The 20498-nt window shown below is 63.4% G+C and carries 15 protein-coding genes; 13 read left to right on the forward strand and 2 right to left on the reverse strand.

All coding sequences use genetic code 11. The features are described 5' to 3' along the window. The first annotated feature begins 210 nt into the window (after positions 1-210). From PQR32_RS06050 to PQR32_RS06105, 12 genes are all read left to right on the forward strand, one after another. The gene (locus PQR32_RS06050; protein WP_168792274.1) at positions 211-981 is read left to right on the forward strand and encodes a ferredoxin--NADP reductase; all 771 of its coding nucleotides are present in this window, start codon (positions 211-213) and stop codon (positions 979-981) included. Positions 982-1413: 432 nt separating this feature from the next. Beyond that, positions 1414-2283 (forward strand): sensor histidine kinase, encoded by an 870-nt coding sequence (locus PQR32_RS06055; protein WP_408223234.1) that lies wholly within the window; start codon positions 1414-1416, stop codon positions 2281-2283. Between the two features lie 10 nt (positions 2284-2293). Continuing rightward, on the forward strand, positions 2294-2950 hold the full coding sequence (gene rqpR, locus PQR32_RS06060) for a response regulator transcription factor RqpR (RefSeq protein ID WP_408223236.1): 657 nt from the start codon (positions 2294-2296) through the stop codon (positions 2948-2950). 293 nt (positions 2951-3243) lie between these two features. Further along, positions 3244-4635: a branched-chain amino acid transporter BcaP gene (gene bcaP, locus PQR32_RS06065; RefSeq protein WP_408223238.1), complete on the forward strand. Its 1392-nt coding sequence runs from the start codon at positions 3244-3246 to the stop codon at positions 4633-4635. 1127 nt (positions 4636-5762) lie between these two features. Beyond that, positions 5763-6293 carry a (2Fe-2S)-binding protein gene (locus tag PQR32_RS06070; RefSeq protein WP_408223240.1) on the forward strand — a complete coding sequence of 177 codons (531 nt, stop codon included), beginning with the start codon at positions 5763-5765 and terminating at the stop codon, positions 6291-6293. 10 nt (positions 6294-6303) lie between these two features. Then, positions 6304-8685, forward strand: coding sequence for a xanthine dehydrogenase family protein molybdopterin-binding subunit (locus tag PQR32_RS06075; RefSeq protein WP_408223242.1), 2382 nt, complete (start codon positions 6304-6306; stop codon positions 8683-8685). 22 nt (positions 8686-8707) lie between these two features. Then, entirely contained in the window at positions 8708-9505 is a 798-nt protein-coding gene (locus PQR32_RS06080) for an FAD binding domain-containing protein (RefSeq protein WP_408223244.1), read from the forward strand. Between the two features lie 114 nt (positions 9506-9619). Continuing rightward, positions 9620-10507, forward strand: a complete 888-nt coding sequence (locus PQR32_RS06085) for an AAA family ATPase (RefSeq protein WP_408223246.1) — start codon at positions 9620-9622, stop codon at positions 10505-10507. Positions 10508-10512: 5 nt separating this feature from the next. Continuing rightward, on the forward strand, positions 10513-11895 hold the full coding sequence (locus PQR32_RS06090) for a vWA domain-containing protein (protein ID WP_408223248.1): 1383 nt from the start codon (positions 10513-10515) through the stop codon (positions 11893-11895). Then, positions 11886-12482, forward strand: coding sequence for an SRPBCC family protein (locus PQR32_RS06095; protein WP_408223250.1), 597 nt, complete (start codon positions 11886-11888; stop codon positions 12480-12482). The genes PQR32_RS06090 and PQR32_RS06095 overlap by 10 nt, the downstream gene beginning before the upstream one ends. Further along, complete coding sequence (locus PQR32_RS06100) at positions 12455-13477, forward strand: XdhC family protein (RefSeq protein ID WP_408223252.1); 1023 nt, start codon at positions 12455-12457, stop codon at positions 13475-13477. Before PQR32_RS06095 ends, PQR32_RS06100 begins: the two co-directional genes overlap by 28 nt. A 104-nt stretch (positions 13478-13581) precedes the next feature. Then, positions 13582-15483, forward strand: coding sequence for a DUF3857 domain-containing transglutaminase family protein (locus PQR32_RS06105; protein ID WP_408223254.1), 1902 nt, complete (start codon positions 13582-13584; stop codon positions 15481-15483). A gap of 19 nt (positions 15484-15502) precedes the next feature. Here PQR32_RS06105 and PQR32_RS06110 read toward each other — a convergent pair whose 3' ends face one another. Then, positions 15503-16531: a serine/threonine protein kinase gene (locus PQR32_RS06110; RefSeq protein WP_408223256.1), complete on the reverse strand. Its 1029-nt coding sequence runs from the start codon at positions 16529-16531 to the stop codon at positions 15503-15505. 104 nt (positions 16532-16635) lie between these two features. Then, positions 16636-16848 (reverse strand): hypothetical protein, encoded by a 213-nt coding sequence (locus PQR32_RS06115; protein ID WP_042327325.1) that lies wholly within the window; start codon positions 16846-16848, stop codon positions 16636-16638. Positions 16849-17276: 428 nt separating this feature from the next. On the opposite strand from PQR32_RS06115, the gene PQR32_RS06120 reads away from it, so the two are divergent. Beyond that, positions 17277-20459, forward strand: a complete 3183-nt coding sequence (locus tag PQR32_RS06120; protein ID WP_408223258.1) for an efflux RND transporter permease subunit — start codon at positions 17277-17279, stop codon at positions 20457-20459. Positions 20460-20498 lie beyond the last annotated feature (39 nt).

Here is a 20498-nt window from a genome sequence, read left to right on the forward strand (position 1 = left end):
GCCGATCGCAAAGACAGCCGGCGCCGACGCTTCCAGGTCCGGCAACCCGCTTCACCACGCTCAATCGCCGCGCCGCAGCCCTCAGGCAGCAGGCGCGGTAAAATAGCGGATTGCGCGTGATTCCCGTATGGGTTAGCGCAGCATCGCCCTTGCCGTGCCGGCCGGCTCAAAACGACTGGCCGCCTTTGTTTTCGCACTATCCAAGAAGCCATGAGCAACCTGAATTCACAAACCGTCCTGAGCGTCCATCACTGGACCGATACGCTTTTCAGCTTCACCTGCACGCGTGATCCGTCGTTCCGTTTCGAAAACGGCCAGTTCACGATGGTGGGACTGGAAGTCGACGGCAAGCCGCTGATCCGCGCCTACAGCCTCGCGAGTGCGAACTACGAAGAACATCTCGAGTTCCTGAGCATCAAGGTGCAGGACGGCCCGCTCACGTCGCGCTTGCAGCATCTGAAGGTCGGCGACGAAGTCCTGATCGGCAAGAAGCCGGTCGGCACGCTGATGGCCGACAACCTGCTGCCGGGCAAGACGCTGTGGCTGTTGTCCACCGGCACGGGCCTCGCGCCGTTCATGTCGATCATCAAGGATCCGGACATTTACGAGCGCTACGAGCGCGTCGTCCTCACGCACACCTGCCGTTTCGTCGACGAACTGGCGTACAAGGAATACATCACGGATCACTTGCCGGCGCACGAACATCTGGGCGAGCTGGTTCAGGAAAAGCTGCTGTACTACCCGACCGTCACGCGCGAAGCGTTCCAGAACCGCGGCCGTATCACCGAGCTGATCGAAACCGAAAAGCTGTTCGCCGACCTCGGCGTGCCGGGCTTCTCGCTCGAAAACGACCGCGTCATGCTCTGCGGCAGCCCGCACATGCTGCGCGACACGCGCAAGCTGCTCGACGACGCAGGCTTCCAGGAAGGCAGCAACAACTCGCCGGGTCACTACGTGGTCGAAAAGGCCTTCGTCGGCTAAGTCACGGTCCGACATTCGCGGCCCGCGCCGCGAAATCAGCAAAAGGAGCCTTCGGGCTCCTTTTTTTTTGCCCAGTTACAATTTTGCGTCCCTATACTGACATTCAGCGTCAGCATTCTTCCTACAAATTTCATGTTGCAAATCATCAACCATTGCATGAAATGCAGCCGCTAACCCTTGGTGGGACTGCATTTTTTCTTTTTATGAGATATGATCGCGGCGCATCATCAGTCGAATTGAGACGCTGTCGTGGCCTACCCGCCATGTTACTGAATGTAAATTTCGTTACGCCATACTGTAGCGATTCGTCCGTTGCGTCCTAAGCGCGACGGCCCGCACCTGGAGGCTAGAGACCCACATGCGTTCTTTCGTCTTCGCGCCGCCGATGCGCATCCGCTTCGCTGTCCACAGCGCTTCCTGAGAGGGAAAGTCATGGATACGTCGACTGTCGTCCCGTTCACCGCCCACCTTCCTTCGTCACCGGCACGTGATGGATTCGACGCGTCCGTTGCGGTCGAGCCCGTTGCGCTGACTTCGCCGGCTGAACGGGAACTCGCGCGGCTGCGCGCGCGGGTGCGCGAACTCTCGGCCGAGCTGGTTCAGGCGCAGGAAGCCGCTTGCCGCCACGTGGCGCGTGAGTTGCACGATGGCGTGGGCGCCGAACTGACGGCGACGCGTTTCGCGCTCGCCGGCGTCGAAACCTGGCTGCCCACCGATGCGCCGCCGCAGTGCGCCGCCGCGCTCGCCGTGGCGAACCGTTCGCTCGACGCCGTGTGCGAGGCCAGCCGTCAGGCCGTCGCGGAACTGCATGCACCGTCGCTAGAGGCCGGCATTGTCGGCGCGCTGGCCCACTGGACCGGCGACTTCGCCGCGCGCACGCAACTGCGCACGAGCTTTGTGTGCGCCGCCGACGTGCGTCTGACGCGCCTGCCCGCCGACGCCGCGTTGGCCGTATTCCGCGTCGCGCAGGAAGCGCTGAACAATATTGCCAAGCACGCGCGCGCCGAATCCGCCGACGTGCGCATCGAAACCAGCCGCCGTCACCTCACGCTGATCATCAGCGACGACGGCGTCGGCGTCACGCGCAACGCCCGCAGCCGCCTTGGCCATTTCGGCCTGAGCGGCATGCAGGCGCGCTGCGCGGCTTTCGACGGCACGCTGCGCGTGAACGCCCGGCGCGCCGGTTCGGAGCACGGCGAGAGCGGCAACGCATCGCGCGGAACCCTCGTGCGCGCGCGCTTTGCCTGGGACGCGATGCTGGCGCATGCGCCGCGCGCTGCTCGGCACGCGCTGCAATCGTGAGTACGCCATCATGAGTCTGCGCATTCTGCTCGCCGACGACCACGCGGTGGTTCGACAGGGCGTCCGCCAGTTGCTGCTCGACCGCGGCGTGGCGCGCGAAGTCACCGAAGCGCAAAGCGGCGCCGAAGCGCTCGACGCCGCTGCCCGGCACGCCTACGACGTGGTGCTGCTCGACATTTCGCTGCCCGACATGAACGGCGTCGAAGTGCTCAAGCGTCTGAAGCGCAAGGCGCCGCGCGTGGCCGTGCTGATGTTCTCGATGTACCGCGAGGACCAGTACGCCGTTCGCGCCTTGAAGGCCGGCGCCGCCGGCTACCTGTCGAAAACCGTCGACGCCGCGCAGATGATCAGCGCGATCAAGCAGGTCGCGGCGGGCCGCAAATACGTGAGTCCGGCGATGGCCGAAGCGCTCGCCGACTACGTTTCCTTCGACGGTGAACAGTTACCGCACGAAAAACTCTCCGACCGCGAATATCAGACGCTGTGCATGCTCGCGTCGGGCAAGCGGCTGACGGATATCGCCGTGGCGCTCTCGCTGTCGGTGAAGACGGTGAGCGTGTACCGCACGCGGCTGCTCGAGAAAATGAAGCTGCGCAATAACGCCGAACTGACGTTCTATGTGATGAGCAACCGGCTCATCGATCTGAATCCGGCGATGGCGGGCTGACGTCGCTCCGCCGCCAGCGCGGCTCTGTGTCGTTGAACAGATCGCCTTGCCGAGGCCCATTTGCGGGAGAGCGCATCCCGCACGGTCGTATGCGCATCGAGCGAAAGCTTTGCGGCCATTGCCTGTCCGGCGGACGAAGGTGCCACTCGAATCATCTCTGCCGGGGATTTTCAGCCCGGCGCATCGACCCTAAAAAGCACGTCCCAAAATGGTGCAAGGGCATGCATCCGTTAAAATCGCGGGTTTCCCGACATTCGGCGCGCAACACGCGTGCACTACTGGAGACCCCGCCAATGTCCCTGTTTCGCAAGAAGAGCGTCGAGCACATGATCGCCGCGAGTGCCCAGAACGCCGGCCTGAAGAAAGCGCTCGGCGCGCTCGATCTGACCTTTCTCGGTGTCGGCGCCATTATCGGCACCGGCATTTTCGTGCTGACCGGCACGGGCGCCGTGCAGGCCGGCCCGGCGCTGATGATCTCGTTCCTGATCGCGGCGATCGCCTGCGGCTTCGCCGCGCTCGCCTACGCCGAATTCGCCTCGACGATTCCGGTGGCCGGGTCGATCTACACCTACTCGTATGCGACGCTTGGCGAACTGGCCGCGTGGATCATCGGCTGGGACTTGATGCTCGAGTATGGGCTGGCCACCTCCGCGGTGTCGGTGGGCTGGTCGGGTTATCTGCAATCCTTGCTGTCGGGCTTCGGCGTGTCCTTGCCGGTCGCGCTGACGGCAGCGCCGGGCGCGTTGCCCGGCCATGAGACGCTCTTCAACCTGCCCGCCTTTCTCGTGATGATGGCGATCACCGCGCTGTTGTCGGTTGGCGTGCGCGAGTCGGCGCGGATCAACAACATCATGGTGGCGATCAAGGTCGTCGTGGTGTTGCTAGTGATCGGCGTGGGCGTGTTTCACGTGACGCCGGCCAACTGGCATCCGTTCATGCCGAACGGCTGGAACGGCGTGTTCGGCGCGGCTGCGGTGATGTTCTTCGCGTTCATCGGCTTCGACTCGGTGTCGTCCGCGGCGGAAGAGGTGAAGGATCCGAAGCGCGATCTGCCGATCGGGATTATTGCGTCGCTGGGCGTTTGCGCGGTGTTGTACGTGGCTGTGGCTGCGGTGGTCACCGGTATCGTGCCGTCGGCACAGTTCGCGAATACTTCGCACCCGGTGTCTTATGCGTTGCAGGTTGCTGGTCAGAAGTGGGTCGCGGGGTTTATCGACCTTGGCGCCGTTCTGGGGATGCTGACGGTGATTCTGGTGATGGCTTATGGGCAGACGCGGGTGATTTTCGCGATGTCGCGGGATGGGTTGTTGCCTGAGCGGCTGTCGCGGGTACATCCGCGGTTTGCTACGCCGTTTTTTACTACCTGGCTCGTTGGGATTTTCTTTGGGTTGATCGGGGCGCTGGTACCGTTGAATGTGTTGGCTGAGCTGATCAATATCGGTACGTTGGCCGCGTTTTCGATGGTGTCGATTGCGGTGCTGGTTTTGCGGAAGACGCATCCGGATTTGCCGAGAGCGTTTCGGTGTCCTGGCGTGCCGGTTGTGCCGGTTTTGGCGGTGGCCGCTTGTCTGTTTTTGATGGTTAATCTTCAGGCTGTTACGTGGGTCGCGTTTGTCGTTTGGTTGCTGGTTGGGATGGTGATCTATTTCGGCTATTCTCGGCGGCACTCCAAGTTGAGCAAGTGATGGTTTCTTTTTGCCTGGTCGGTGGGTTTTTGGTTCGGCTCTTTGGGGTGTTGGCCTTTCCTTGAATTCTTTGTGGTCTATTGGCGTTGCCCCTGTGCGGGGCGGCACTCCCTTTCTTTGCCGCCGCCGCAAAGAAAGGAAGCAAAGAAAGCGGCTTCACACCGCCAGCCTATAAGTGGGTCACCTGGCTTGGAGGGGGCAGTCGTGCATCTGGAATCCGTGTTCTCGCACATTCCGCGTCAGTGACAACGCGCTCATTCTTCCGGCGGCGCTTCGCGCGCCGTCGCGGTATTCATCCAACCAGCGTGACTCGCACGCCAGCGGCTTTTCCCAAATTCTGGGTCCGTCTTTCGTGCCGAGGCACCTCTCACGTCTTGGTCCGTCTCGTGCGCCGAGGCACCTCTCGAGGCTCGGTTCGTCTCGTGCGCTGAGGCACCTCCCAACTCCTGGACGTCTTTCTCACCGCGGCATTCCGCGAATCTCGTGCAGCCTCACGCCTTACCGGTAATTCGGGAATGGCTTGCCGCCACTCGCGAGAGTGGCAACTCTGGAACCACAGTCATCTTTCTCGCCGCCGCACTTCTGAGGCCGTCGGTCTCAGTTGCTCCAGAGGCGTCTCTTCAAATACGTCAATGTCAGCGCCTCGCCGAGGCGAAGCCGACGGCCACCGCATCGCACAAACGAGTCCACTGTGTTCAAGCGGACCGTTCCGGCGAGCACACCGTGCGAGGCGGGAAGCATGACTGCTGTGTCACGAACGTTGAATGTGCGAGGTAACAGATTCCAGATGCACCACTGCCCCCTCCAAGCCAGGGGACCCACTTATAGGCTGGCGGTGTGAAGCCGCTTTCTTTGCTTCCTTTCTTTGCGGCGGCAAAGAAAGGGAGTGCCGCCCCGCACAGGGGCAACACCAATAGACCACAAAGAATTCAAGGAAAGGCCAACGCCACAAAACCACAACCCAGAAAGCGCCCCGCGCAAAAAACCCCTCATAGCGCCCCAGCTCAATTTGTGCTTTACTTTTCGGCAGCCTTATAAAAAACCGAAGCACCCCAACCGGCCCCCGCGAACAGGCAACAAAAGAAAAAAGCAAAAGGTCCGGTCTCACCCCATAAGGAGACAACTTCATGGCGATCAGCATCAGTCTGACGGTGAACGGCGCGCCCATCAGCGCGTCAATCGACCCTGGCACCCTGCTTGTCCAGTTCCTTCGAGATCAACTGCGCCTCACCGGCACGCACATCGGCTGCGACACAGCCCAATGCGGCGCATGCACGGTCCACCTGAACGGCCGCGCGATCAAATCCTGCAACATCCTCGCGGTGCAAGCGGAAGGCGCGCAAATCACCACCATCGAAGGGCTCGCCAAAGACGGCGCGCTACATCCCATGCAGACGGCCTTCAAACACTGCCACGGCCTGCAGTGCGGCTTCTGCACGCCCGGCATGGTGATGAGCGCGGTCTCGCTGGTCCAGCGCCAACCGGATCTCACCGGCGACGACGTGCGCGCCCAACTCGACGGCAATCTGTGCCGCTGTACGGGTTATCACAACATCGTCAAAGCAGTGCTCGAAGGCGCCGCAGGCATGAAGTCCGCCGGCACGGCCAATGCGGCCGAGAATGCCGACGCGCAAGCCACCGCACCGGCCACCGCCTGAGGAGCCGACGATGAACGCACCCGACACTCACCTGATTGGCGCTTCCGTCGAACGTAAGGAAGACTATCGGTTCCTGACCGGCAACGGCCAGTACACGGACGACATCGTCCTGCCCCAGCAAACCTACGCGGTGTTCCTGCGCTCGCCCCACGCGCACGCGAAGATCAACAGCATCGACACCACCGCGGCCAAACAGTCGCCCGGGGTGGTCGCGATCTTCACCGGCGCGGACATGGCGGCTGACAACGTCGGCGGCCTGCCGTGCGGCTGGCTGATTCACAGCACCGACGGCAAGCCGATGAACGAACCGCCACATCCGATCATCGCGCATACGAAAGTGCGTCACGTCGGCGACCAGGTCGCGCTCGTGATCGCGGATTCGATCAAGGCCGCCAAAGACGCCGCCGAATTGATCGAAGTCGATTACGACGTGCTGCCGGCCGTGGTGGATACCGCCCATGCAGCCGATCCCGGCCAGCCCGCCGTGCACGACGAAGTGCCCGACAACATCTGCTACAACTGGGGCCACGGCGACAAAGCCGCCACCGACGCCGCCTTCGCCAAAGCCGCGCACGTCACCACGCTCGACATCGTCAATAACCGTCTGATCCCGAACGCGATCGAACCGCGCGCGGTCAACGCGAGCTATTCGGTGCAGGACGACAGCTACACGCTCTACGTCGCGAATCAGAATCCGCACGTGGAGCGCCTGCTGATGGCCGCGTTCGTGCTGTCGCTGCCGGAATCGAAACTGCGCGTGATCGCGCCGGACGTCGGCGGCGGCTTTGGATCGAAGATTTTCCTGTACGCCGAAGACGTCGCGCTGACGTGGGCGTCAAAGAAAATCCGCCGTCCGGTCAAGTGGACGGCCGAGCGCTCGGAAGCATTCGTCTCGGACGCACACGGCCGCGATCACGTGACCAAGGCCGAGCTGGCCATGGACGCGGACGGCAAGTTCCTCGGCATGCGCGTCCACACGACCGCCAACATGGGCGCGTATCTGTCCACATTCGCGTCGAGCGTACCGACTATTCTGTATGCCACGCTGCTCGCCGGCCAGTACGCGACGCCCGCGATCTATGCGGAAGTGAAAGCGGTCTTCACCAACACTGTTCCCGTCGATGCCTATCGCGGCGCGGGCCGCCCCGAAGCGACATACGTGGTGGAGCGGCTCGTGGAAACCGCCGCGCGCGAGATGAAGCTCGATCCGGCGGAGATTCGCCGCCGCAATTTCATCCGCCAGTTTCCGTATGCGACGCCGGTCGGCCTCACCTACGATACCGGCGACTACGAGACCATCCTCGCCCGTTCGCTCGAACTTGCGGACGTGAAAGGCTTCGCGGCGCGCAAACAGGAATCCGAAAAGAACGGCAAACTGCGCGGCCTCGGCTATTCCTGCTATATCGAAGCGTGCGGTCTCGCGCCGTCGAATATAGCGGGCGCGTTGGGCGCACGGGCCGGACTTTTCGAAGTCGGCCAGATTCGCGTGCATCCCACCGGATCGGTCACCGTGTTCACGGGCTCGCATAGTCACGGCCAGGGACACGAGACGACTTTTGCGCAAGTGGTGGCTGACCGGCTCGGCATTGCGCTGGAAAACGTCGAGATCGTCCACGGCGACACCGGCCGCATTCCCTTCGGCATGGGCACGTACGGCTCGCGCTCGATCGCGGTCGGCGGCTCGGCCATCATGAAGGCGCTCGACAAGATCGAAACCAAGGCGAAGAAGATCGCCGCGCACCTGCTCGAAGCCGCGGCGGAAGACATCGAGTTCAAGGACGGCGTGTTCCGCGTCGCGGGCACCGATCGCACCAAAGCGTTCGCCGACATCTCGCTCGCCGCCTACGTGCCTCACAACTATCCGCTCGATGTACTCGAACCGGGCCTCGAAGAAAGCGCGTTCTACGATCCGACTAACTTCACCTATCCGTCCGGCGCGTACATCTGCGAAATCGAAGTCGATCCGGAGACAGGCGTGTGCCGGATCCAGCAGTTCACCGCGGTCGACGATTTCGGCAACGTGATCAATCCGATGATCGTCGAAGGCCAGGTGCATGGCGGGCTCGCTCAGGGCATCGGCCAGGCGATGCTGGAGCGCTGTGTGTACGACAACGAGAGCGGCCAGTTGCTGTCAGGCTCGTACATGGACTACGCGATGCCGCATGCGTCCGATCTGCCGAACTTCACCGTCGAAACCGTCAAGGGCACGCCGTGCACGCACAATCCGCTCGGCGTGAAAGGCTGCGGCGAAGCGGGCGCGATCGGCTCGCCGCCGGCGGTGATCAACGCGATCCTCGATGCGCTCGCGCCGCTCGGCGTGACTGACCTGCAAATGCCGGCGACGCCGCATCGTGTGTGGTCCGCGCTTCATGCGGCCAAGCAACCCCATTGAGATCCTGAGCGGAGCATTCGACATGTATTCATTCGAGTATCAACGCGCGACGGATCCCAAAGCGGCCGCCGCCATTCTCACCGCCGACAGCGACGCGAAGTTTCTGGCCGGCGGCCAAAGCCTCTTGCCCACCATGCGGTTGCGTCTCGCCCAGCCGTCGCAACTGATCGACGTGACGCGCATTCCGGCGCTCAAGTCGATCACCGTTGACGCGAAAACGGTGACGATCGGCGCCGCCGTCTGTCATGCCGACGTGGCGGATCACGTGGAACTGCGGCGCGTATCGCCGGGGCTCGCGGATCTCGCCGCGCACATCGGCGATCGACAGGTGCGCGCGCTCGGTACGATCGGCGGCTCGCTCGCCAACAACGACCCGGCTGCGTGTTATCCGGCGGCGGCGATGGCATTGGACGCGACCATCGTGACGGACCGGCGGCGCATTGCATCGAGCGATTTCTTCGTCGGCATGTATGAGACGGCGTTGGCGCCCGACGAGTTGATCGTCGCGGTGGAGTTTCCCGTGCCCGAGCGCGCGGCGTACGAGAAATTCCGCAATCCCGCTTCGCACTTCGCGTTGGTCGGGGTGTTCGTCGCGAAGTTCGCTAGCGGTGTGCGGGTGGCGGTGACAGGCGCGGCGGCGTCGGTGTTTCGTGTGCCGGAGCTGGAAAGCGCGCTGTCGGCGAACTTCACGCCCGAGGCAGCACGCGGGGTGACGGTGTCGGCTGCCGACCTGAACACCGACATGCACGCGAGCGCCGAATACCGCGCGCATCTGATTCCGGTGCTGGCCGCGCGCGCGGTGACGAAGGCGAACGGTTAGCTTCTCCTCGCTGTTCGCGGCTGATGTGGTCTGTGCTCGCGCAGGTCACATCGGCCGCATTTCGCTCACATATGCCAACACCGCTTTGCTTCGTTGCGCAGATTCAGGAACACCATGCAGCCCGCTTCAATCGACGACACCCTCGCTCAACTCGCCGCCCAGAGCTATTTCGCCAGCCGCGAGCTGGCGACCGCGCTGTATCTCGCGCTGCGCATGGAGCGGCCGTTGTTCGTCGAAGGCGAGCCGGGCGTCGGCAAGACGGAGCTCGCCAAGGCTGCGGCCGGCATGCTCGGCACCTCGATGTTGCGCCTGCAATGTTATGAGGGTCTCGATACGGCAAGCGCGCTCTACGAATGGGACTATCCGCGGCAAATCATGGCGCTGCGTCTTGCCGAGGCCGCGGGCGATCGTCCTGATAACGACACCTTGTATCGCGGCGAATTCCTGCTGAAGCGCCCGTTGCTGCAAGCGCTGATGCCGGACGAAAATCATCCCGGTGCACGGCGCGTGCTGCTGATCGACGAGATCGACCGCGCCGACGAGCCGTTCGAAGCGTTTCTGCTCGAACTGCTTTCGGACTTCCAGGTATCGATTCCTGAATACGGTACCGTCCGCGCGGAGCAGCCGCCGCTCGTCGTGATGACTTCGAACCGGACGCGTGAAGTGCACGACGCCTTGAAGCGCCGTTGCCTGTATCAATGGATCGGCTATCCGGAGCGCGATCGCGAGCTGGAGATCGTCGCCGCTCGCGCGCCGCAAACGTCGGCGGAATTGCAGCGGCGTGCGGTCGATTTCGTGCATCGGCTGCGCGGCATGGATCTGTTCAAGGCGCCCGGCATCGCCGAAACGATCGATTGGTGCCGCGCGTTGGAGGCGTTGTCGGTGACGGAGCTCGATCCGCAATCGGTGCACAACACGCTCGGCGTGCTGCTCAAGTATCAGGACGATCTGGCGCGCATCGACGCCGCGCAAATCGCGCAGTGTCTCGCGGCGCCTGGATAGCCAGCATGACGAATTCAATCGACGCGGGCAGTAGCGAGGCCTCGGGACATAGCTCACGGCTTGACGCCGGCAACAGCGACGCTTCAGGCGATAGCTGGCGCATTGGCCTATCCGGCAAACGGGTTGTGGCGCCGTCCTCATCTGGCGAGACTGCCGTCTCACCACTCGACGACACACCCACGCTCGCCCGCAACGTCGTGCATTTCGTGCGTGTGCTGCGTGGCGCCGGTTTGCCGATGTCGCCCGCGCAAGCCGTCGATGCGCTCGCCGCGCTGCACTGGATCGATCTGGGCAGCCGCGACGACGTGCGCGCCGCCCTCGCCGCGTCGCTGGTCTCGGCGCCTGACGAACGCGATCTGTTCAACGCCGCGTTCGACCTGTTCTGGCGCGATCCCGATTGGGAAGGCAAACTGCGCGCGCTGCTTCTGCCGAAAGTCCGCGATGGCCTGCCGCCTCCCAAACGCAACAACCGTCTCGCCGATGCGCTGGCCGTACGCGCGCCGAAGTCGCCACACAGCAAAGCGCCGCAGGAAACCGAGCAACACGAACTGCATGCGCACGTCACCTTCAGCGCGGAAGAGCGCTTACGTCATCGCGATTTCGACACCCTTTCCGCCGATGAATGGCGCACCTTGCGTCACCTGATTCGCGGCCAGCGTCTGCCGCTCGCCACCGAGCCGACGCGTCGTCTGAAAGCGGCTTCGCACGGCACGCATGCGGACTTGCGCGCGAGCGCCCGGCACGCGGTGCGCGCGGGCGGCGACTGGACGGTGTGGAAGTATCGCGCGGTGGTCGAACGCAAGCCGCCGCTCGTGCTGCTGCTCGACATCTCCGGTTCGATGAGCAGCTATTCGCGCGCGGTGCTGTATTTCTGCCACGCGCTGCTGCAGTCGCGCGAACGCTTGCAAGTGTTTCTGTTCGGCACGCGGCTCACCAACGCGACGCGTGCGCTGCGCGAGCGCGATCCCGATGTGGCGATCGCGACGCTCACCGAGCAGGTGGTGGACTGGTCAGGCGGCACGCGGATCGGCGCGGCGCTCGCCGAATTCAACCGACGCTGGGCGCGGCGCGTGCTGACCGGGCGGGCTACGGTACTGCTCGTCACCGACGGCCTCGATCACGAAGCGATCGACGTGCTCGACACCGAGATGGCCCGCCTGCACCGCTTCGCCCACCGCATCATATGGCTCAATCCGCTGCTGCGTTTCAGCGGCTTTTCTCCGAAAGCGCGCGGCGTGCAGGCGATCCTGCCGCATGTCGACGCACATCGTCCGGTTCATAATCTAGACAGCCTGACGGCGTTCGGCCGCGACCTCGCGCAACTCACGCGCGCGCCTCGTCGCAGCACAGGCGCGACAGGCACCGCAGGAGCGACACCATGGAATTGACCGAAACCCATACGCTGCCCGTTTCGCAGCAGCGCACATGGGCCGCGCTGAACGACACGGAGGTTCTGCGCGCCTGCATTCCGGGCTGCGAAAGCATCGACCCGGACGGCGAAAATGCCTATGTGGTGGCGCTGAGCGCCGCAGTCGGTCCGGTGAAGGCGCGCTTCAAGGGACGCATGCAACTCACCGACATCGAGGCGCCGACTTCGTACAGCATCGTGTTCGAAGGCCAGGGCGGCGCAGCGGGCTTCGCCAAGGGCAATGCGCACGTCTCGCTCGAAGCCGACGGCGACACCGCCACGAAGCTCAGCTACACGGCGAGCGCGCAGGTCGGCGGCAAGCTCGCGCAGATCGGCTCGCGGCTCGTCGACGGCGCGGCGCGTAAAATCGCAGGCGAATTCTTCAAGCGCTTCGGCGCCCAGCTGGGCGGCGACGTCGAGAGCGCAGCCGCCCCGGACGGCGCGGAGAATGCAGCCGATGACGCGGTGCCGCACAATACAGCATCGAATGAGGCCGCGGACGGCGAGTCCGGCGGCGACGCAACGAAAAGGAAGAAATCATGGACAGCGTGGATCTCGAAGTCCTGAAGTCCAGCGCACGCTGGCTGGAAGAAGGACATCGCGCGCTACTGGTGACGGTGGTGAAGACATGGGGCTCGTCGCCGCGTCCCGAGGGCGCGATGCTCGCGGTGCGCGACGATGGACTCGTGGTGGGCTCGGTATCGGGCGGCTGCATCGAAGACGATCTGATCGACCGCGTGCGGCAACGCGGTATCGAGCAGACGCGGCCGGAAGCGGTCAAGTACGGCATTACGGCGGAGGAAGCGCATCGCTTCGGTCTGCCGTGCGGCGGCACGATCCAGTTGGTGCTCGAACCGCTGACGCCGCAAAGCGGGATTGCCGAACTGTGCGACGCGGTGGAGAACGGACGCCTCGTGGCTCGAGAGGTGAATATGACGACGGGCGCGACGCAGCTCGAAAACGCGCAGGCAACCGACGGCGTGCATTTCGACGGCGAACGTCTGCTGACGATTCACGGCCCGCGTTACCGCATGCTGGTGATTGGCGCGGGGCAGTTGTCGCGCTATCTGTGCCATATCGCGGTCGGGCTCGATTATCAGGTCACCGTGTGCGATCCGCGCGAGGAGTACACCGAGGAATGGAATATTCCCGGCACGAAGATCGTGCGGACCATGCCCGACGACACCGTGATCGAGATGAAACTCGACGAGCGCTGCGCGGTGATCGCGCTGACGCACGACCCGAAGCTCGACGATCTCGCGCTAATGGAAGCGTTGAAAACGCCGGCGTTTTATGTCGGCGCGTTGGGTTCGCGAAGGAATAATCAGGCGCGGCGCGAACGTCTCAAGGAGTTCGATCTGAACGATACCGAGTTGGCCCGCTTGCATGGACCGGTCGGGATTTATATCGGCAGCCGCACGCCACCTGAAATCGCGGTGTCGATTCTCGCCGAGGTGACGGCGGCCAAGAACGGCGTTTCGCTGCCGACCTTGCTTCAGGTCGAAGGCGCAAAGGCGGCACGTGAGATCGCGGCCTCGGGCGGAACCGCTTGCAGCGTTTGAAGATTTGTTCAATCGCAACGCGCGGCATCCGCTTGACATCTGGGCGGCGCAAACCGACTCTAGCTGGCGATCCCGTCAACGTTACGTTCGGATACCAGCCTGCCATGCGCCTCTCTTTTCTGATCTGTCTTGCCTCTTTCGGCTGGCTTGCCGGCATCCACGGCGCGGGCGCGAGCGTTCCCGCCAAACTGGACGATCCCTACACCAACGAAGGCGAGACACAGACCTTCACCGTCAACGCCGACGGCTCCTTCTCGAAGCTCGATTCGATGACGCTGCACGTGAATAACGAAGCCGGCGTCGCGCGAGTCGCGCAGCAATACGTCTGGTTCAACCGCAACATGGCGGACGTGCAGATCCTCGAGGCCTACACGACCACCGTGGACGGCGTGCGTCACGACGTGCAGCCCGAGCAGATCCGCGACGTCCAGGAAGCGCGCTCGTTCGATGCGCCGATGTTCCAGGACATCCAGGAAAAGGTGATTGTGTTCCCCGCCGTCGAGCCGGGCGCGCGCGTGCATCTCACCTATCGCAAGACGCAGAAGCAGCCGATCGTGCCGGGCGAATTCAGCGACTTCACGCCGCCCGATCTCGCGCCGACGCACAACTTCCGCCTGATCTACGATCTGCCCGCCGACAAGCCGCTTTATGCCGACGCGCGCGGTTTCACCGCTCTGCAACCCGTGACGCGCGACGGCCGCACGCGTTACGAATATCGCTACGACAAGGCTCATTTCAGCCGACTGGAGCGCGGCTCCGTTGCCTACGTGTCGTATGGCGACCGGCTGATGGTCTCGACCTTCCCCGACTACGCCGCGTTCGCCGCGACCTACCGCGACTCCGCGGCGGACCCGAGCGCGCACGACGCCGCCGTCACGCGTCTCGCGCAACAACTCACCGCGCACGACCGCACGCCGCGCGACAAGGCCAAGACGCTGTACGACTGGGTACGTCGCAATGTGCGCTACGTGGCGATCAATGTCGGACGCGGCGCGGTGGTGCCGCACAGCGCAAGCGCGGTGCTCGCGAACCGCTACGGCGATTGCAAGGATCACGTTGCGCTGTACGGCGCACTGCTCGACGCGGCCGGCGTGCGCAACGAGCCGGCCTTGATCAGCAGCGGCACGATCTACACCTTGCCGAGCGTGCCGGGCTATGGTGTCATCAATCACATCATCACGTGGCTGCCGGATTTGCAGCAATACGCGGATTCGACCGCCTCGAATGTCGAATTCGGTTTTCTGCCGTCGTCCGATATGAACCGGCCGACCGTGCTCGTCGGCGAGGGCGTGCTCTCGCGCACGCCGGCAAGCGCGTTCATGACGCGTAGCACCGATCTGTCGATCAAGGTCGAACCGGATGGCTCGGCGAGTTTCACATACCGGCTGGAAGCGGCCGGCGCTTCGGCTGAACAGGCGCGCGCGATGTTGCGCACGCAGACGCCAGCGCAACGCGAGGAGTCGATTCAGGCCGAATTGCGCAGCGCCAACCTGCGTGGCACCGCCACGCTCTCCACGAACGACCTCAACGTCGCCGACGGCCCGCTCGCCATCACCATGAAAGGCACACTGGAAAGTCTCGTGGTGCCGGGCGCGGCGGCCTCGATTCCGGCATTGACGAGTCTGGCCGGCGGCTTCGAGGCCGACACACGCTACTGGCTCGGCGAGCGCCAGCGCACGCAGCCGTTCGTCTGCCATAACCTGGCGCTGCACGAACGCGCGCGCATCGAGTTGCCGGCCAATTTCCGCGTGCTCAACATGCCGGAGGCGAAACGAACCCAGGATCGCTTCGTCGATTTCCAGTCGCAATACACGTTCGATCCGCTCAGCAACGTCGTCACGATGACGCGAGACGGCGCCACGCATTTCGATAGCGACGTCTGCTCGCCCGACGACTTCGCGCAGATGCGTCCCGCGATCGAAGCGATCGGGCGCGACGTGCGTGCGGAAGTAATCGTCAGATCGACGCTGGTGGAGTCGTCGAGTGTTGCTTCGCAGGCGCCGTGAGCGCCTGCTTCAGATGCGCTCAAACGGGCCAGAGCGGGCCTTCCTGCATCGCGCCGAGCTGCTCGCGCAACTCGAGGATGCGGTCTTCCCAGTAACGCTGCGTGTTGAACCACGGAAACGCCGCGGGGAATGCCGGATCGTCCCAGCGACGTGCAAGCCACGCCTGATAGTGAATCAGCCGCAGCGTACGCAGCGCTTCGACCAGATAGAGTTCGCGCGGCTCGAAGTCGCAGAAGTCTTCGTAACCCGCGAGCAGATCCGCCAGCGCGCGCGACGCTTCGACGCGCTCGCCCGGCAGCAGCAGCCACAAATCCTGCACCGCGGGTCCCATGCGACTGTCGTCGAAGTCGACGAAATGCGGCCCGGCGTCGGTCCACAACACATTGCTCGGATGGCAGTCGCCATGCATGCGCAACATGCGGACGTCGCCGGCGCGTTCGAACGCGCGCTCCACGCCTTGGAGCGCGAGGTTCACCACGGTTTCCCACGCGGTACGCACATCGTCCGGCACGAAACGGTGCGCGAGCAGAAAGTCGCGCGGTTCGTAGCCGAAGGTGTGGATGTCGAGCGTGGGACGTTCGGCGTAATTCTGTGTCTGGCCGACCGCATGGATTCGGCCGATGAATCGTCCGAGCCATTCGAGCGTGTCGCGCCGGTCGAGATCCGGCGCGCGGCCGCCGCGACGCTCGAAGATGGAGAAGCGAAAACCGTCGAAGGTATGCAGCGTGCGGCCTTCGAGCTCGCGCGCGGGGACCGCCGGAATCTCGCGCGCGGCGAGATCGGCAACGAACGCATGTTCTTCAAGGATGGCGGCGTCGCTCCAACGCTCAGGACGGTAGAACTTCGCAACCACGGGCGGCCCATCTTCCACGCCGACCTGGTACACGCGGTTCTCGTAGCTATTGAGCGGCAGCATGCGACCGTCGGTGCGCACGCCGACCGTGCCGAGCACGCTGTCGAGCGCGTCGAGCACGATTTCCGGCTTGAGCCGGGCGAAAGGCACAGCGCTGTTTGCGCTGTCCTGTGGATCGAGGATGTCGTCGTTCATGCCCGCATTGTGCGCCGCGCCGCCGTCAAAGACGAGGGCGACGGTTCACAACGCGGTGCAAACCGCGGCTTACAACTCGCACACGGCTTGTACTCAAACTGCCTTCAATGCATCTGCGCGCTTGACGGTCGCACTTGCTCGCCCGTATCGATCAGGTCTTCAAGGAAAAAGGGTTCAGTATTCAGGTGCGGCGAAGCGCCGGGCTCGCCGGCATACCACGCCACCATGGCCATGTCGCCGAGAATGCGCATGACGATCCCGCGCGCGCCTTGCGGCACGGCGATATGCACCGATCGGACAATGGAACCGATTTGCATGATGTTTCCCCGTTTCTCCCATAGCCGGCTTTATGATTTCCACGCCGGTCAAGGTGATGATAAAAGCGTCGCTCCGCCGATAACGTTGCGTACGCACCCAATCTGCTGCGCGTGATACGCGTGAGAGGTTCGAGTCATTGTTCCCGTTTTGCGGGGCCGAGGAAAGCGCGAACTCGAGGCTCTTTACCCCTTGTTTCGCCCTATTCCCATTACGGCGCGGTGGACCGATGATTCGGAGCGTAACGCATCGCAACGAGACCATCATAAACCCTGCTGGGGTGAGATATCAAAAACGTGCACCAACTAGACCATTTGCTCGACCTGCCCGCCACGCCGGCCTTTGCGCGCTGCTGCGGCGCGCGTCCCGCCGCTCACGTTCGCCGCGTCTGTGGCGCCGCCTTGCGCGGCCTTGAGCGGCTCGACTAGTCATGTGGATCGTTCGTCTCGCGCTGCGGCGCCCGTATACGTTCGTCGTCCTGGCCCTGCTATTGATGATCGTCGGACCATTGACGATCTTGCGCACGCCCACCGACATCTTCCCCAATATCGACATTCCGGTGCTCTCGGTCATCTGGTCATATAACGGCCTGCCCGCCGACGAGATGGAAAAACGCATCGTGCTCAACTACGAGCGCGGGCTGTCGACGGCGGTCAACGATATCGAGCACACCGAGTCGACCTCGCTGAACGGCATCGCGGTGGTCAAGATCTTTTTCCAGCCGCACGCGAATATCGATGAAGCGCTCGCCGAGGTCACCGCACTCTCACAAACGCAATTGCGCTCGCTGCCGCCGGGCATCACGCCGCCGAATATCCTGCGCTACAACGCCTCGACGGTGCCGATCCTGCGGCTCGCGCTGTCGTCCGCCTCGCTCACCGAGCAGGAGCTATTCGACTTCGGCAACAACTTCCTGAAGACGCAGCTCGCGACCGTGCCCGGCGCCTCCGCACCGCTGCCGTACGGCGGCAAGCAGCGCCAGATCATGGTCGATATCGATTCGCGCAAACTGCAGGAGCGCAATCTTTCGCCGATGGACGTCGTCAACGCCGTCACCGCGCAGAACCTGATCCTGCCCTCGGGCACCGCAAAAATCGGCTCGACCGAATACTCGGTGGAAATGAACGGCAGCCCGGATTCGCTGGCAGGCCTGAATAATATTCCGATCAAATCCACCGCCAACGGCACCGTTTATATCCGCGATGTCGCTCACGTCCGCGACGGCTTCCAGCCGCAAACCAATATCGTGCGCGTGAACGGCCAACGCGCGGCGCTGCTGACCATCAACAAGAGCGGCAACACGTCCACGCTCGAAATCGTCGACCGCATCAAGAAGATGATGCCGACGCTGCGCAATCTCGTGCCCGCCTCGCTGAATATCGACCCCGTCGCCGATCAGTCGCTGTTCGTGCGTGCTTCCGTGCAAGGCGTGCTACGCGAGGCGCTGATCGCGGCATGCCTCACCGGTCTGATGATTCTGCTGTTTCTCGGCAATTGGCGCGCCACGTTGATCATCGCCGTGTCGATTCCGCTGTCGATGATCACGTCGATCATCGCGCTCTCGCTGCTCGGCGAAACCATCAACATCATGACGCTCGGCGGCCTCGCGCTCGCTGTCGGCATTCTGGTGGACGACGCGACCGTGGCGATCGAAAACATCAGCCATCAACTCGAGCAGGGCAAGACGCTCGAGCAGGCGATTCTCGACGGCGCGCATCAGATTGCCATTCCGACGCTGGTGTCGACCTTGTCCATCTGCATCGTGTTCGTGCCGATGTTTCTGCTCACAGGCGTCGCGCACTATCTGTTCATTCCGCTTGCCGAGGCGGTGGTGTTCGCGATGCTGGCGTCCTACTTCTTCTCGCGGACGCTCGTGCCGACGCTCGCGAAATACCTGCTGCGTTATCACCATAAGCCGGCGGATCTGCATCACGCGCCAGCGCAAACGCGCAATCCGTTCATGCGTGTGCACTACGCATTCGAAGGCGGCTTCGCGCGTTTGCGCGACCGCTATCGCGTGTTTCTCGAAGCGCGCGTCGCGCGGCCGGGCCTGTTCGTGACGCTGTTTCTGGTCTGCTGTGGCGCGTCGATGTTGCTGATGCCGTTTCTCGGCCGCGACTTTTTTCCGGCCGTCGACGCCGGCACGATCGCGCTGCATCTGCGCGCGAAAACCGGCATGCGGGTGGAGGAAACGGCGGTCGTGACGGATCGTGTGGATACGCGCATCCGCCAATTGATACCGCCTGGCGAGTTGCATTCGATCATCGACAACATCGGCTTGCCTGTCTCGGGCATCAACCTCTCGTACAGCAACACCGGCACGATCGGCACCTCGGATGCAGACGTGCTGATCACGCTCAATCCCGATCATCATCCGAGCGCCGACTATGTGCGCACGCTGCGGCGCACGCTCACCGACGAATTCCCCGGCGTGCAGTTCGCCTTCCTGCCCGCGGATATCGTCAGTCAAACACTCAACTTCGGCATGCCGTCGCCGATCGATATCCAGATTGTCGGCCGTGACGTGGCCGGCAATCGCGTGTTCGCCGCGAAGTTGCTGAATCGTCTGCGCACGGTGCCCGGTCTCGTCGACGCACGCATCCAGCAGCCCGCGGATTTGCCGCGCATCTTTATCGATGTGGATCGCACGCGCGCGCAGCAAGCCGGCTTCTCGCAACGCGACATCGCGAGCAATCTGCTGATCACGCTGTCCGGCAGCCAGCAAACCACGCCAACGTTCTGGCTCAATCCGCGCAACGGCGTGAGCTACAACGTGATCACGGAAGCGCCGCAATACACGATCGATTCGCTGCAATCGCTCGCCAACATTCCGCTCAACGCGAACGGCCACAGCAATATTCTCGGCTCGCTCGCCAGCATGAGGCGTGAAGCGGGCAACGCGACGCTCACGCACTACAACGCGCAGACCACCATCGATATTTTCGGCACCGCCGACGGCCGCGATCTGGGCGGCGTGTCCGACGATATCCGCAAGATCATCGACGACGCCAAGGCCGATCTGCCCAAAACCTCGACCATCGAAGTACGCGGCCAGGTGCAGACCATGAACGACTCGTTCTCGGGGCTGTTCGCGGGCCTCGTGTTCGCGATTCTGCTGGTGTATCTGCTGATCGTGGTGAATTTCCAGTCTTGGCTCGATCCGTTCATCATCATCACCGCGCTGCCGGGCGCGCTCGCCGGCATCGTGTGGATGCTGTTTCTCACGCACACCACGCTGTCGATTCCCGCGCTCACCGGCGCGATCATGTGTATCGGCATCGCCACCGCCAACTCGATTCTCGTGATCAGCTTCGCGCGCGAGCAGTTGCTCGAACACGGCGATGCGACGCGCGCGGCGATCGAAGCGGGCTTCACGCGCTTTCGTCCGGTGCTGATGACGGCGCTCGCGATGGTGATCGGCATGGTGCCGATGGCGATCGGTCTCGGCGAAGGCGGCGAGCAGAATGCGCCGCTCGGGCGCGCGGTGATCGGCGGCCTGACGATCGGCACGCTGGCCACGTTGATTTTCGTGCCGGTGGTGTTTTCGATGATCTACCGGCGACTCGCGGCACGTCGCTTGCGCGCGGCTGAACACGTGGTGGGGAAGCCATGATGCGGAGCGCCGTCGCGATCGTGTCAGCAATAGCAGGCA

It is taken from the genome of Paraburkholderia dipogonis, from assembly GCF_046027395.1.
Taxonomy (GTDB): domain Bacteria; phylum Pseudomonadota; class Gammaproteobacteria; order Burkholderiales; family Burkholderiaceae; genus Paraburkholderia; species Paraburkholderia dipogonis_A.

Excerpts from the sequence above, each read along its gene's own strand:
- PQR32_RS06050 (WP_168792274.1), top strand. The coding sequence starts at position 211 with ATGAGCAACCTGAATTCACAAACCGTCCTGAGCGTCCATCACTGGACC.
- PQR32_RS06055 (WP_408223234.1), top strand. The coding sequence starts at position 1,414 with ATGGATACGTCGACTGTCGTCCCGTTCACCGCCCACCTTCCTTCGTCA.
- rqpR (WP_408223236.1), top strand. The coding sequence starts at position 2,294 with ATGAGTCTGCGCATTCTGCTCGCCGACGACCACGCGGTGGTTCGACAG.
- bcaP (WP_408223238.1), top strand. The coding sequence starts at position 3,244 with ATGTCCCTGTTTCGCAAGAAGAGCGTCGAGCACATGATCGCCGCGAGT.
- PQR32_RS06070 (WP_408223240.1), top strand. The coding sequence starts at position 5,763 with ATGGCGATCAGCATCAGTCTGACGGTGAACGGCGCGCCCATCAGCGCG.
- PQR32_RS06075 (WP_408223242.1), top strand. The coding sequence starts at position 6,304 with ATGAACGCACCCGACACTCACCTGATTGGCGCTTCCGTCGAACGTAAG.
- PQR32_RS06080 (WP_408223244.1), top strand. The coding sequence starts at position 8,708 with ATGTATTCATTCGAGTATCAACGCGCGACGGATCCCAAAGCGGCCGCC.
- PQR32_RS06085 (WP_408223246.1), top strand. The coding sequence starts at position 9,620 with ATGCAGCCCGCTTCAATCGACGACACCCTCGCTCAACTCGCCGCCCAG.
- PQR32_RS06090 (WP_408223248.1), top strand. The coding sequence starts at position 10,513 with ATGACGAATTCAATCGACGCGGGCAGTAGCGAGGCCTCGGGACATAGC.
- PQR32_RS06095 (WP_408223250.1), top strand. The coding sequence starts at position 11,886 with ATGGAATTGACCGAAACCCATACGCTGCCCGTTTCGCAGCAGCGCACA.
- PQR32_RS06100 (WP_408223252.1), top strand. The coding sequence starts at position 12,455 with ATGGACAGCGTGGATCTCGAAGTCCTGAAGTCCAGCGCACGCTGGCTG.
- PQR32_RS06105 (WP_408223254.1), top strand. The coding sequence starts at position 13,582 with ATGCGCCTCTCTTTTCTGATCTGTCTTGCCTCTTTCGGCTGGCTTGCC.
- PQR32_RS06110 (WP_408223256.1), bottom strand. The coding sequence starts at position 16,531 with ATGAACGACGACATCCTCGATCCACAGGACAGCGCAAACAGCGCTGTG.
- PQR32_RS06115 (WP_042327325.1), bottom strand. The coding sequence starts at position 16,848 with ATGCAAATCGGTTCCATTGTCCGATCGGTGCATATCGCCGTGCCGCAA.
- PQR32_RS06120 (WP_408223258.1), top strand. The coding sequence starts at position 17,277 with ATGTGGATCGTTCGTCTCGCGCTGCGGCGCCCGTATACGTTCGTCGTC.